Source organism: Xylophilus sp. GOD-11R, assembly GCF_033546935.1.
Lineage (GTDB): Bacteria > Pseudomonadota > Gammaproteobacteria > Burkholderiales > Burkholderiaceae_C > Xylophilus.
This window is the reverse complement of record NZ_CP137854.1, coordinates 3,921,970-3,935,016: the sequence shown is the minus strand read 5'-3', so window position 1 is coordinate 3,935,016 and position 13,047 is coordinate 3,921,970. Positions and strand designations below refer to the sequence as shown.

The window sequence follows — 13,047 nt, the reverse complement described above, 5'->3', positions numbered from 1 at the left end:
GCCGATTCCCCACAACGCTCCTCACGCCCCGAGAAACGCCTTCATGTCCGACACCACCGACCAGACGCCCACCCCCGTGCAGGACACGGAGGACGGGCAAGGCGCGCTCGCCCGCGCCCTGGCCGAGGCCGCCGAGCTGCGGGCCGAACTGGAAGAAACCAACCGCGGCGTGGTGGCGCTCTACGCCGAGCTCGACGCGCAGGCCGAACAACTGCGCCGCGCCACCGAGCTCAAGAGCCGTTTCCTGGCCTACATGAGCCACGAGTTCCGCACGCCGATCAATTCCATCCGCAGCATCTCGCGGCTGCTGGCCGAGCACACCGACGGCACGCTCACGCCCGAGCAGGCGCGGCAGGTCGGCTTCATTCAGAGCTCGTCTGCCGAGTTCGCCGACATGGTCGACGACCTGCTCGACCTGGCCAAGGTGGAGGCCGGGCGGGTCGAGATCTCGCCGGCGTGGTTCGAACTGGTCGATCTGTTTCAGGCGCTGCGTGGCATGTTCAAGCCGGTGCTCGACAACCCGGAGGTGATCCTGGTGTTCGAGGAGCCCGAGGGCCTGCCGCGCCTCTACACCGACGACCACAAGCTCTCGCAGATCCTGCGCAACTTCATCTCGAATGCGCTCAAGTTCACCGCGCGTGGCGAGGTCCGGGTGTCGGTGCGTCGCGAAGGCGACGAAGCGGTCGTGTTTTCGGTGGCCGACACCGGCATCGGCATCGCCCCTGAATTCCATTCGGCCGTGTTCGACGACTACTCCCAGGTCAATTCGCCGGTGCAGAAACGCCTGCGCGGAACCGGGCTGGGGCTGTCGCTAAGCAAGCATCTGGCGATCCTGCTCGGCGGCTCCGTGTCGCTGCAAAGCGCGCTCGGCGAAGGCTCGGTCTTCTCGGTCCGCCTGCCTCTGCGCACCGACTCTCCGGAGGCCTGACAACCGTGTCCGTCGACCGCAACTACATCAACACCTCGATCGACCGCAGCCAGCACACGGTGCTGGTGGTGGAAGACGACCCGGCCATGCGTTATGCCAACGCGCGCACCATCCGGGTGGGTGGCTTCCAGACGCTGGAGGTGGGCACCGGCGCCGAGGCGCTGGACGCGGTACGCAACTGGCAGGTATCGGCGGTGGTGCTCGACGTGAACCTCCCCGACATCGACGGCTTCACCATCTGTCGCACGCTGCGCGCCGACCCGCGCACCATGCTGCTGCCGGTGATCCACCTGTCGGCCGCCTATGTGCAGAACGAGGACAAGGTCGAAGGCCTGAACGCCGGCGCCGACGCCTATCTGGTGCATCCGGCCGAACCGGCGGTGTTGCTGGCTACGCTGCAGGCGCTGATCCGCGCGCGTAACGCCGAAGAGAACGTACGCCGCGCCGACACCCGCTTCGCCGCCGTCTACAGCCAGGCGCTCAGCGGCATCGCGCTGGTGCGTTCGGACGGCGTCATGGCGGACGTCAATCCCGCGCTCGCTGCCTTGTTGGGCCTGTCCGCCGACCGGTTGGTGGGCCGGGCGGTCGCCGAATTCGCGCCTGCCGGCTGGGCGGAATTCGTGCAGGACAAGACCGTCGGCGCCTTCGAGGAAGGCAATCCCTGGTTCGGCGAATTTCCGCTGATGCGCTCCGACGGCCGGCTGGTGCACCTGGAGTGGAGCATCTCCTCGCACGTGGAGCCGGGCTTGCGCGTGGCCATCGCGGTCGACGTGTCCGAGCGCATCGAACTCGACCGGCGGCGCCAGGAAGTGCTGGAGCGTGAGCAGGCCGCGCGGGCCGTCGCCGAGCGGCACAGCCGCACCAAGGACGACTTCGTGGCGGTGCTCTCGCACGAGCTGCGCACGCCGCTCAATTCCATCGCCGGCTGGGTGCACATCCTGCACCGGCGCGGCGGGTCGCCGGAGCTGATGAAAGGCCTGGAGGCGATCGACCGCAACGTGAAGGCGCAGGCCCGGATCATCGCGGACATCCTCGACGTGTCACGCATCAACAGCGGCAAGCTGCGGCTGGATCCCGAGTCGGTGGACCCGGCCGAGGTGGTGAGTGCTTCGGTCGACGCGCTGCGCGATGCCATCGACGAGAAATCGCTGCAGGTTGCGCTCGACTGGCGGGTCGGCGCGCACGCGCCGGCCTGGCTCGACGTCACCCGCTTCCAGCAGATCGTGTGGAATCTGTTGACCAACGCCATCAAGTTCTCGGACGACCGGGGCCGCGTCGAGCTGTCCTTGCAGCGCGAGGGCGACACGCTGGTTCTGGAGGTGCGCGACCACGGCCGGGGGATCGAGCCGGCCTTCCTGGAGCACTTGTTCGACCGCTTCAGCCAGAGCGATTCGCCGGACAACCGGCTGCATGGCGGGCTGGGCCTGGGGCTGTCCATCGTGCGCCACCTGGCCGAGCTGCACGGCGGTGTCGCCAGCGCCCACAGCGAAGGTCTGGGGCAGGGCAGTGTCATGCGGGTCACGCTGCAGGTGGCGGTGCCGGCGGCCGGCGTGGCCGAGGGGGATGCGGCGAACGAGCGGCGCGGGGGCATCGAGCAGGATGCTTCGGGCGAGCGTGCGCTCGACGGGCTCGATGTGCTGATCGTCGAGGACAACGCCGATGCGAGCGAGATGCTCACCGTCGTGCTGGCCGACGGGGGGGCGCGGGTGGCGTTGGCGCCGCATTTCGATGGGGCGCTGGTGCAGCTTGCGTCACGTTGGCCCGATGTGCTGGTGAGCGACATTGGGCTGCCGGGGCGTGATGGGTATGAGTTGATTCGGCAGGTGCGGGCGCTGGAGAAGGGCCGGGGCGGTCGGCGGCTGTTGTCGATCGCGTTCACTGCTTTTGCTCGGCCGGAAGATAAGGCTCGGGCGATCGAGGCTGGGTTCGATGCGCATCTGGCCAAGCCGTTGCAGCCGCATTTGTTGATGGCCTTGATCGCCGAGCTTCGGCGGGGGGCTGGGTAGGATTTGCTGCTCTGGCTGAGCTGGCCTTGCTTCTTTTCTTCTACTGTTCGTAGGGTGGAGCTAGGGCGCGCGAGCCCCCAGACCTACCCTCGGGAGCGAGAAGAAAAACAAACAAGCATCACCCGGCCACGGCCGGGCAAAGGCCAGACAAAGGCCCACCTACCACCCCACCGCCTGCCCATCCCTCCGGTGATCCGACCCCGCCACATAGGCCACCCCCCCGTCGCCAACATCCAGCCGACAAATCACCTGAGCGCTCCCGAAGTCCAGACTATCGGCCCCCGCCACCACAGGCGCATGCCCCAGGGCCCGAAGCCCCTCGACCACGTCCCCGGCAACGGTGTGCTCCACCGTCAAAGCCCCTGAATCGTCGATCCGCCAACGAGGCGCATCCGAACAGGCCTGCGGATTGAGCCCCTCGACCGCTTCCCGCAGGGTCATCTGCAAATGCCCTTGCGCCTGCATGTTCCCGCCCATCACCCCGAAGGCCATGTGCGGCTTCCCGCCCCGCATGGTGAAAGCAGGAATGATGCTGTGCATCGGCCGCTTGCCCCCCGCCACCTGGTTCGGATGCCCGGCGGAAGTCACGAATCCCATCCCCCGGTTGTGCAGCGAGATCCCCGTCCCCGGCACCACCACCCCCGACCCGAACCCCTTGAAGTTGCTCTGGATGAACGACACCATCCGCCCCTGCGCATCGGCCGCACAGAGATACACCGTCCCACCGCTCGCAGGCTGCCCCGCCGGATGCGCCCCCGCCCGCGCCGGATCGATGCGTGCCGCCCGCGCACGGAGATACGCCGGATCCAGCAGCTGGGCAGCACTGACCCGCATGTGATCGGCATCGGCGACATGCGCATACAGGTCGGCGAAGGCCAGCCGCATCGCCTCGATCTCCAGGTGCATGCGCGCCGCCGAACCTGCCGCCGTGTCGCGATAGGCCGGCAAATGCTCCAGCAGCCCGATCGCGATGAGCGCGGCGATGCCCTGGCCGTTGGGCGGAATCTCGTAGACCGTGCGATCGCCGAAGGTGGTGGCGATCGGCTCGACCCATTCCACCGCATGGTCGGCCAGATCTTCCAGCGCCAGCCCGGCGCCGTGCTGGCGCGCGAAGTCGGCCACGGCCTGCGCCAGGCGGCCGCGGTAGAACGATTCGGTACCGGTCGCGGCGATGTCGGCCAGGGTGTCGGCCTGGTCGGGCATGCGCCAGATCTCGCCGGCCTCGGGCGCGCGGCCGTCGATGGTGAAGGCGCCGAAACCCGGCTGGTGGCCGAGGTCGGCCACGGCCTGTTTCCACTGCCGGGCGATCACCGGGCTGACCGGAAAGCCGTCGCGCGCATGGCGGATCGCGTCGCGGAACAGGTCTTCGAAGGGCAGGGCGCCGAAGCGCTCGGACAGCGCCTTCCAGGCCGCCACGCCACCGGGCACGGTGACGGTGTCCCAGCCATTGCGCGGCATCTGCGGGAGGTGCGCGAAACGCTCGGCGCTCCAGGCACGGGGCGCGCGGCCGGAGGCGTTGAGGCCGTGCAGCCGGTCGCCGTCCCAGACCAGCGCGAAGGCGTCGCCGCCGATGCCGTTCATGACCGGCTCGACGACGGTCAGGCAGATGGCGGCGGCCAGCGCGGCGTCGATGGCGTTGCCGCCCCGGGCGAAGACGGCGGCGCCGGCCTGCGCGGCCAGAGGCTGGGAGGTCGACACGATGTTGCGTGCCAGGACCGGCTGGCGGCCGGACGAAAAGGGAAGGGCGGTGTTCATGCGCTGCGGTCTTTGTCTCGTTGGAATGGCACCGTAATTATCCGGCGCGACCCGCGGGCAGACACCGCAGACGGTCAGGCCGCCATCGCCGCCGGCTGCTGTCGCGCGCCCAGCCGCAGCGTGGCGCCGCCCACGGCGCGGGCGATGTCCTCGTCGTGCGTCACCAGCAGCAGCGCGGCGCCGGAGTCGTCTAGCGCGTCGAGCAGCACCGCCATGCCTTGCTGCTGGGTCACCGGGTCGAGCCGCGAGGTGGGCTCGTCGGCGAACAGCAATGCGGGGCGGGTGATGAGCACCCGCGCCAGGGCGATGCGCTGCAATTCGCCGCCGGAGACTTCCGAGGGCCGGCGCGCGAGCAGGTCGCCGGCCACGCCGAGGCGCTCGAGCCGTTGCTCGACGGTGTTCCAGCCGGCGCCGTGGCGCAGGGCCACGTCGCGCAAGGACGTGCGGAGGCTGGCACGCGGCGCGAACGACGCGGCCGGGTCCTGGTAGAGCTTCTGAAAGGCGGTGGGCGACAGGCCGTCGGCGCGGTGAAGCGTGCCGTGGTCGGCATGGCTCAAGCCCAGCAGCACGTTGCCCAGCGTGCTCTTGCCGGTGCCGCTCGGCCCCTGCACCGACAGGCGTTCGCCGCCACGCACCCGCAGGTCCACCGCGTCGAACAGCACCTGGCTGCCGTAGCGCTTGGACAGGGCGCGCGCCTCCAGCAAGGGACCGCCGGGAGCGGGCGCGGTGCGGATCGGCCAATGCGCCGGATCGGCCGCGATGAGCTGCCGGGTGAAGGCGTGCGTGGGCCTTGCCAGCACCTGTTCGGTGCCGCCGTGTTCCACCACTTCGCCGCCGCGCAGCACCATCAACTGGCCGCCAAGCGCACGGGCCACGCGCAGGTCGTGGGTGATGACGACCACGCAGCCACCGGCCCGCTGCACCGATTGCAGGAGCTCGACCGTGCGGTCGCGCCAGTGGGCGTCGAGGCCCTTGGTGGGCTCGTCGGCCAGCAGCACCCGGGCGCCGCCGGCCATGGCGATGCCGGCGGCCGCGCGCTGGGCCATGCCGCCCGACAGCTGCCAGGGGTAGTGGCCGCCGGCATCTCGCAGCCCGGCGGCGCGCAGGCCTTCGGCAGTCGTCGCACGGGCCGGTGACGAGCCCATGCCGCGCACCAGCGACAGCGACTCGTGCCACTGCCGCGCCACCCGCATCAGCGGGTCGAGCGCCAGCGCGGGCTCCTGCGGCAACAGCGCCAGGCTGCGGCCCCAGAGCGCGCGGCGGGCGCGGTGGTCGTCGGCGCGGCTGCGGCGGCCGTCCACCAGCACCGAGCCGCCGGCGGTGAGCGCGGCCGGCAGGTTGCCGATGACCGCCTGTGCCATCAGCGACTTGCCGGCGCCGCTCTCGCCAAGCAGGGTCAGCGATTCGCCCGGGCGCAGGCAGAAGCTCACCTCGCGCAGCAAGGCGCGGCGGCCGACGTGGACCGACAGGCCTTCGACGGCCAGCAGCGGGTCGCGGGAGCTCGGGCTCATGCGGTGTCTCCGTCGCCGGCCAGCAGCGTCATGCCCAGCACCAGCAGCATCAGCAAGACGACCGGCGCGGCGATGAGCCAGGGCGCCTCGTCGTAGTAGGGAAGCGACTCGATCATCATCAAGCCGAGCTCGGGCGCGGGCGGCTGCAGGCCGACGCCGATGAAGCCGAGCGCGGCCAGCGCCAGCACCGCCTGCGCCGCGCTGAAGGCCAACAGCGTGGCCAGTACCGGCATCAGTGCCGGCAGCAGGTGGCGCGCCAGGATGTGGGCCGGCCCGAAGCCCAGCAGTCCGGAAGCCTGCACCGCATCGCTGTGCAGCACCGAGCGGGCCGCCGCGCGCGACACGCGGAAATATTCGACCCACAGCGACAGCGACAGCCCCACGTAGAGCGCCCAGTGCCGCCCCGGCGCGATGGCCGCGAAGAGCAGCACCAGCAGCAGCCCGGGCACCGACAGCACCGCGTCGGCCAGCAGGGCCAGCGCACGGTCGAGACGCCCGCCGCACCAGCTCGCGGCGATGCCCAGCAGCACGCCGGGCACGGCGGCGGTGACGGCCGACAGCAATGCGAGTCCGAGCGACAGCTGCGCTGCGTACGCGAGCCGGGCCAGCGCGCTGCGGCCCAGCACGTCCTTGCCGAGCCAGTCGCCCGGGCCGGGTGGCGCGAGGGTGTCGGACAGCGTCTGCACCGCCGGGTCGATGCCGACGAGCGCCGGTCCGGCGATGGCGAAGGCGGCCACCGTCAGCATCACGCCGAAGCCGGCGTTGCGACGCCAGGAACGCTGGCGCTGCGCGCGTTCGGCCAGCACGGGAATGTCGAGGACGGCGCTCATGCGGCGGCTCCGGTATGGCGGCGGCGCGGGTCCAGCGCCAGGCAGGTGGCGTCGACCGCCAGGTTGAACAGCACGAACAGCAGGCCCATGCTCAGGGCGGTGCCCTGGATCATCGGCACGTCGCGGCCGAAGACCGCATGCACCAGCGCGTGGCCGACACCGGGCCAGGCGAAGAGCGTCTCGACCACGACGGCTCCTTCGACCAGAAAGACCGCATGCACGCCCAGGTAGGCGACCACCGGCACGGCCGCCTGCCGCAGCCCGTGGCGTACCAGCGCCTGCCAGTCGCTCAGGCCCTTGACCCGCGCGAATTCGAACGAGGGCGATGCGGCGGCCTCGCGCATGGCCGCGCGTGTCACCCGCGCCAGTCCGGCGGCCAGGCCCAGGCCCAGGGTGAGGGCGGGCAGGATCAGGCTGCCGTGGTCCTCGTCGCCGGCCACCGGAACCCAGTCGAGCTGCACCGCCAACCCGACCATCAGCAGCACTGCCAGCAGGAACGAGGGCGTGGCCCGCAGCACGACGGCCACGGCGAGCGTGGCCCGGTCGATCCAGCCGCCGGCATGCAGGCCGGACCAGATGCCCGCCGGCAGGCCCACCAGCGCGGCCACGACGAGCGAGGCGACCGACAGTTCCAGGGTGCTTTCCAGGTGGTGCGCGACCGCGCTCCACACCGTGTTGCCGGAGACCACCGACAGGCCCAGGTCGAAGCGGGCGATGTCGCCCCACCAGTGCAGCAGCGCCAGCCACAGCGGTCGGTCCAGGCCGAGTTCGGCGCGCACCGCGTCGGCGGCGGCGTTGTTGACCAGGTCGTAGCCGTAGCGGCCGGCGGCGATGCGGGTGGCGAGGTCGCCGGGCAGCGCGCGGGCCATGAAGAAGCACAGCGTGCCCACGATCAGCGCCAGCGCGACGATCTGAAAGCCCCGCCGCACCAGCAGCGCGAGCCAGGGGGAACGTGGTGGATTCATGCCAGGAACTCCATGCGGTCGAGTCGGTAGGAACGCTCCAGCGGGTCGAGGCTGACACCGCGCAGCCGCGCGCTCACGGCAACCTGCTGGCGATACCAGGTGACCGGAATCACCGGCAGCTCGGCCTGCAGCACGGCGGCGACCTGCGCGCGCAGCCGGGCGGCGCGTGCCGGGTCGGGCCGGCCCTGGGCGAGTTCGAGCAGGGCCTGCACGACCGCGTCGCTGGCCCAGCCCATCGCACCCCAGTCGCCGCCCTGCGGTCCGAAGTCCTGCAGCAGCGTGCCGACCGGGTCGGGCACCGTGCCGTAGTTGCGCGCGGCCAGCGCCAGCTCCAGGCTGCCGTCGCGGTGGCCCAGCGGCACGTCGCCCGAATTGCCGATGCTCACCCGCACCGCGATGCCGGCCTGCCGCCACTGCTCCTGCAGCGCGGTAGCGAAAACCGGCAGTTCGGGCCGGTCGACGAAGGTGCGCAGCACCAGCCGCAGCGGCTGGCCGTCGGTATCGCGCAGGCCGTCCGCGCCGCGCCGCCAGCCGGCTTCTGTCAGCAGGCGCGCGGCGGCCTGGGGGTCGAAGGCCAGCGGCGCCAGGGCAGGGTCATGCCAGCCGGCCATGATGGGTGGAAACAGCTGGCCGGCGGCGAGTCCGGGGTCGCGTTGCAAGGCTCGCGCGATGCCGTCGCGGTCGATGGCCAGGCTGAGCGCACGGCGCACGCGCGCATCGCGCAGCGCAGGAAGGCCGGCGTTGAGCTTGACGATGACGGTGCGCGGCAGGGTCACGGTATCCAGGCGCACCCGCCCGCGCTTGCGCAGCCGCGTCATGCTGACCGGGTCGAGCCCGTAGGCCAGGTCGGCCTGGGCGCTTTCGGCCATCAGCGCGCGGGTTTCGGAGCGGCTGGCGGTGAGGTAGCGGATGCGCGCGATGGCCGGGCGCGGGCCGTCGTACTGGTCGAACACGGCGGCTTCGACGGCCTGCGGCGGCTCGACCCGGGTCGCGCGGTACGGCCCGGTGCCGACCACGGCGCGCACCTGTCCGGCGGCGTTGTAGCTCGACGGTGCCAGCACCATGGTGCTGCTGTGCGCCAGCAGCGAAGGCAGGCCGGCGTAGGGCGACAGCAGCCGGATCGCGATGATGTGCGCGCCCTCGGCCTCGATCGATGCGATGGGCGCCACGCTCAGCAGCGAAGGCGCGACCCGCGCCCGGTGCAGGCAGGGCAGCACGGCGGCGGCGGTGACCGGGGTGCCATCGTGAAAACGCGCGGCCGGCCGCAGCTGAAACTGCCAGGTCAGGCCGTCGGGCGACGCGCTCCAGCGCTCGGCCAGGGCCGGCGCGGGCGTGCCGTCGTCGTGCGCGCCCATCAGGGTCTCGGCGATCTGCATGCGGGTGAACATGTAGCCGCTGTTGGCGGGCGCCAGGCCGGAGATCTCCCAGGGGCCGACGATGAGCAGCGGCGCGGCGGCCGCAGGTGTGGCGGTCCTCGCGGTCCTCGCGGTCTGCGCGCCGGCGCCCAGGCCGATGCCGCCCAGGCCGGCGGCGGCCCATTGCAGCGCCTGCCGGCGGTTGAGGAGCGGGACGGGGGCGCGCATCAGAACATCGCCTGCAGGCCGACCGTGACCGCACGGGTGCTGCCCGGCGCCACCCAGACGCGGTTGTACGAACTGGCGTAGTAGGTGCTGTCGAAGAGGTTGTCGACGTTGAGCGATACCCGCATGGTGGGCGTGACGCGCCACCATGCCAGCAGCTTGGCGGTGGTGTAGTCGGGCAGCTCGAAAGCCAGCGTGCCGGCAGCCGCCTCGGCCTGGGTGCGTGGCGCGCCGAGGCGCTTGCCCACGTGCACCACGCCACCGCCCACGCCGAAGCGCTGGCCGTTGGAAAGCACGTCCTCGTACAAGGCCAGCACGCTGCCGTTGACCCGCGGGGCATTGAGCAGCCGGCCGCCCACTTCCAGCGTGTTGTCTTCGGTGATCTCGACGTCGTTCAAAGCCAGCGCCGCGCTGACGCGCCAGTGCAGGCTGAGCCGGCCGGACAGGTCGAATTCCAGGCCCCGGCTGCGCACTTTGCCGGCGGCGGCCGAGAAGCCGGCGTTGGCCGGGTCGGCGGTGAGCACGTTGCGCTTGCGGATGTCGAACAGCGCGGCGCTGGCGCCCAGGCGCTTGTCCGCGCTTTCCCACTTGGCGCCGAGCTCGAGCGAGCGACCGGTTTCGGGGTCGAAGCCGTTCGCGGCCGCGTCCGATCCGGCGTTGGGCCGGAAGGAGCGGCCGGCGTTTGCATACACCGTCCATTGCGGCGTGGGCAGCCAGCTCAGGCCCAGGCGCGGCGAGGTCGCGTTCGGCTCCTGGCCGGTCTGGTGGCCGGTGCGGCGGTTTTCCAGCGACTGGTCGTAGGCGTCCAGCCGCACGCCGGCGACCAGGCGCCATTGTTCGGACAGCCGGATAGCGTCCTGCAGGTAAAGCGCGGTATTGCGCTGCACCTCGCGGGTGTCGGTGTTGAGCGGCGGCACCGGCTGTGCCTGGCCGTAGACGGGGTTGTAGATGTCGATGGCGTAGGGCGCGGCGGCGGTCGGGTTGGCCCGCAGCAGAAAGGTGTTGAGCTTGAAACGATAGGCCTCCACGCCGACCAGCAACTCGTGTTCCAGGCCGCCGGCCATCAGGCGACCGTGCAGCTCGGCCTGCACCGCGGCGTCGTCGGAGCCGTAGTCGCGGTAGCGGCGCTGGCGCGTCAGGAAGCCGTCGGCCCGCAGTGCGGTCGCCTCGGTCGAGAAGCCCTTGATGGTCGCCTCGCGTTGCGACACCGCCAGCCGGCCACGCCAGTCGGCATTGAAATCGTGCGACAGCGCGAATTGGTGCGACAGGTTGCGGGCGGTGGCGTCGCCGTCGGCCGGCTCGCCGAGGAAACGGCTGGCGGGAATGGCGCCGAGCCGGTTGTTCACGGCGACCACGCCACGGTCGAGCGGCGCCTGGTGGTTCAGGTATTCGCCGACGTATTCCAGCACCGTGCTGCGGCTGAGTTTCCAGGTGAAGGCCGGTGCCACCACCTGGCGCTCGGAGCCGACGAAGTCACGGAAGCCGTCGCGCTTTTCGGCGGCCACGTTCAGGCGATAGGCGAAGTTCTCGCTGATCGGGCCGCTCAGGTCGACGGCGGCACGGCGCAGCCCGAGGTCGCCGACCGACACCTCGGCCGAGCGGGCGGTGCGCCAGAGCGGCCGTTTGGAGACGACGTTGATCGTGCCGCCTGGCTCGCTGCTGCCGTACAGCGCGGCGGCCGGGCCCTTGAGGAACTCGATCCGCTCCACGCCGGCCAGGTCGCGCGGCGCGTTGTAGCCCCGGTTGGCCGAGAAACCGTTGAGCAGCGTCGCCAAGCCGGTGTCTTCGTTGCCGGGCAGGCCGCGGATCGCGATGGCGTCGGTCAGGCCGCCGACGGTGTTCTGGCGCGAGACACCGCTGGCGTAGTCGAGCACCTCGTCCAGCCGTGTGGCGGCCAGGTCGTCGAGGGCTTGGCGGGGCAGCACCCGCACCGACTGCGGCAACTCGTGTGCCCGCAGCTCGGTCTTGGCGCCCGCGACTTCTTCGGCGTGGTAGCCGGAGGATTCGCGCTGGCCGACGACCTCGACGGCGGTGAGTTCTTCGTGCGCCATCGCCGGTTCGCAGAGCAGGGCGGCGAAGGCCACGGAGAGCGGGTGGAGCGCGACGGTGCGCTTGCGGCGGAGCGTTGGAATCATCGGGTCGACAAGGCGTGAGGGCATCCGCGGCGCGGCCCGCACCTGGCACGACAGACGATCAGATCGGATTCATGCTGACGGACGGCGGACTGCCGCTGGCAGGACGGAACTGGGCATGGTGCCCGCGTTTCAAGTCGCGGCGATGACGATGCGCAGCGCGCGCTTCAGGCCGTGTCGGCCACCATGCGGTTGCGGCCTTCCTGCTTGGCGCGGTAGAGGCGGCGGTCGACCGAGATCAGAAAGTCGGTGGGACGGTCGTCGGCCGTGGGCACGATGGTGCCGACGCCGATGCTCACCGTGACCAGCGGCCCTACCGGCGAGGCCGCGTGCGGAATGCGCGCCAGTGCGATGGATTCGTGGCAGCGCTCGGCGATGGCTCGGGCGCCCAGGGCGTGGGTGGACGGCAGCACCAGCACGAATTCCTCGCCGCCGTAGCGCGCGAAGAAATCGGTTTCGGCGCGGGTGGTGTTGCCGAGCGCCTCGCCGACCCGGCGCAGGCAGTCGTCCCCCTGCACATGGCCGTAGCAGTCGTTGTATTGCTTGAAGCAGTCGATGTCGAACAGGATCATCGACAGCGGCTGGCCGGTACGGCGCGCCTTGGCCCATTCCTCCTCGAACACCACGTCGAACTTGCGGCGGTTGGCCACGCCGGTCAGGCCGTCCTGGAAGGACAGCATTTCGAGCTGGCGCTGCAGCTCCAGCAGTTTCTGTTCGGTCTTCTTCTGCTCGGTGATGTCGAACATGAAGCCGATGAGCGCCACCGGCGCGCCCTGCGCGTCGCGTTCCACGTGCACCACGTCGCGGATCCATACGTAGCCGCCGCTGGAGGTGAGCGCACGGTAATCGGCCTCGTGGTCGGTGCCGGCCTGCGATTGCGCGATGCAGAAGTCGACCACCCAGGCGCGGTCGTCGGGATGCATGCGCTCGGCCCAGTCGTTGACCGTCATCCAGGTGTCGGGCTTCCAGCCGAGCAGCTGCTCGATCTGCGGGCCGACATAGGCGAAGGTGGCGGTGGCCCAGTCGATCTTCCAGGGAATGGCCTTGGTGGATTCGAGCAGGGTGCGGTAGACGTCGCTGTCGGGTTCGATGTTGTTCACGGCGAGGCGCAAGGAGATGGGGCGGTGCTGAACGGGCTATTGTCGATGCAGCTTGGGTGTGCGGGGTGCGAATGCGGGATGCGCGCGGACGGAAAGCCACAGTCGGTTCCAAGGATCGTGAAATGCTTCATTTCCACCCCTGGCAGGGCGCTCGTCGGCATCAGCCGATGCATCGCGCTGCAGACTTCGCGGCCATGGTCGGCATTTCGGGTGGCGGACTGGCGAAGCGGAAAGCGGGTC

At 70.8% G+C, this 13,047-nt stretch carries 9 protein-coding genes; 2 read left to right on the top strand and 7 right to left on the bottom strand.

Going from position 1 to position 13,047, the window contains the following annotated elements; translation table 11 throughout:
- The first annotated feature begins 43 nt into the window (after positions 1-43).
- On the top strand, positions 44-928 hold the full coding sequence (locus tag R9X41_RS18225; protein WP_318631853.1) for a sensor histidine kinase: 885 nt from the start codon (positions 44-46) through the stop codon (positions 926-928).
- A gap of 5 nt (positions 929-933) precedes the next feature.
- A complete protein-coding gene (locus R9X41_RS18220) occupies positions 934-2,934 on the top strand; it encodes a hybrid sensor histidine kinase/response regulator (RefSeq protein ID WP_318631852.1) in 2,001 nt (666 codons plus the stop codon).
- Positions 2,935-3,093: 159 nt separating this feature from the next.
- Here R9X41_RS18220 and R9X41_RS18215 read toward each other — a convergent pair whose 3' ends face one another.
- The 7 genes from R9X41_RS18215 to R9X41_RS18185 form a co-directional block, all read right to left on the bottom strand.
- On the bottom strand, positions 3,094-4,689 hold the full coding sequence (locus R9X41_RS18215; RefSeq protein WP_318631851.1) for a gamma-glutamyltransferase family protein: 1,596 nt from the start codon (positions 4,687-4,689) through the stop codon (positions 3,094-3,096).
- Between the two features lie 74 nt (positions 4,690-4,763).
- Positions 4,764-6,200 (bottom strand): ABC transporter ATP-binding protein, encoded by a 1,437-nt coding sequence (locus tag R9X41_RS18210; RefSeq protein ID WP_318631850.1) that lies wholly within the window; start codon positions 6,198-6,200, stop codon positions 4,764-4,766.
- Positions 6,197-7,030: an ABC transporter permease gene (locus R9X41_RS18205; RefSeq protein ID WP_318631849.1), complete on the bottom strand. Its 834-nt coding sequence runs from the start codon at positions 7,028-7,030 to the stop codon at positions 6,197-6,199. The genes R9X41_RS18210 and R9X41_RS18205 overlap by 4 nt, the downstream gene beginning before the upstream one ends.
- Positions 7,027-7,995, bottom strand: coding sequence for an ABC transporter permease (locus tag R9X41_RS18200; protein ID WP_318631848.1), 969 nt, complete (start codon positions 7,993-7,995; stop codon positions 7,027-7,029). Before R9X41_RS18200 ends, R9X41_RS18205 begins: the two co-directional genes overlap by 4 nt.
- Positions 7,992-9,578, bottom strand: coding sequence for an ABC transporter substrate-binding protein (locus R9X41_RS18195; RefSeq protein ID WP_318631847.1), 1,587 nt, complete (start codon positions 9,576-9,578; stop codon positions 7,992-7,994). Before R9X41_RS18195 ends, R9X41_RS18200 begins: the two co-directional genes overlap by 4 nt.
- A complete protein-coding gene (locus R9X41_RS18190; RefSeq protein ID WP_412556625.1) occupies positions 9,578-11,710 on the bottom strand; it encodes a TonB-dependent siderophore receptor in 2,133 nt (710 codons plus the stop codon). The genes R9X41_RS18195 and R9X41_RS18190 overlap by 1 nt, the downstream gene beginning before the upstream one ends.
- Before the next feature lie 164 nt (positions 11,711-11,874).
- Positions 11,875-12,807, bottom strand: a complete 933-nt coding sequence (locus R9X41_RS18185) for a GGDEF domain-containing protein (RefSeq protein ID WP_318631846.1) — start codon at positions 12,805-12,807, stop codon at positions 11,875-11,877.
- Positions 12,808-13,047: the final 240 nt, after the last annotated feature.

What these genes read in the sequence shown, in the direction of transcription:
- R9X41_RS18225 (WP_318631853.1), top strand. Translation starts at nt 44, where the DNA reads ATGTCCGACACCACCGACCAGACGCCCACCCCCGTGCAGGACACGGAG.
- R9X41_RS18215 (WP_318631851.1), bottom strand. Translation starts at nt 4,689, where the DNA reads ATGAACACCGCCCTTCCCTTTTCGTCCGGCCGCCAGCCGGTCCTGGCA.
- R9X41_RS18210 (WP_318631850.1), bottom strand. Translation starts at nt 6,200, where the DNA reads ATGAGCCCGAGCTCCCGCGACCCGCTGCTGGCCGTCGAAGGCCTGTCG.
- R9X41_RS18205 (WP_318631849.1), bottom strand. Translation starts at nt 7,030, where the DNA reads ATGAGCGCCGTCCTCGACATTCCCGTGCTGGCCGAACGCGCGCAGCGC.
- R9X41_RS18200 (WP_318631848.1), bottom strand. Translation starts at nt 7,995, where the DNA reads ATGAATCCACCACGTTCCCCCTGGCTCGCGCTGCTGGTGCGGCGGGGC.
- R9X41_RS18195 (WP_318631847.1), bottom strand. Translation starts at nt 9,578, where the DNA reads ATGCGCGCCCCCGTCCCGCTCCTCAACCGCCGGCAGGCGCTGCAATGG.
- R9X41_RS18190 (WP_412556625.1), bottom strand. Translation starts at nt 11,710, where the DNA reads ATGATTCCAACGCTCCGCCGCAAGCGCACCGTCGCGCTCCACCCGCTC.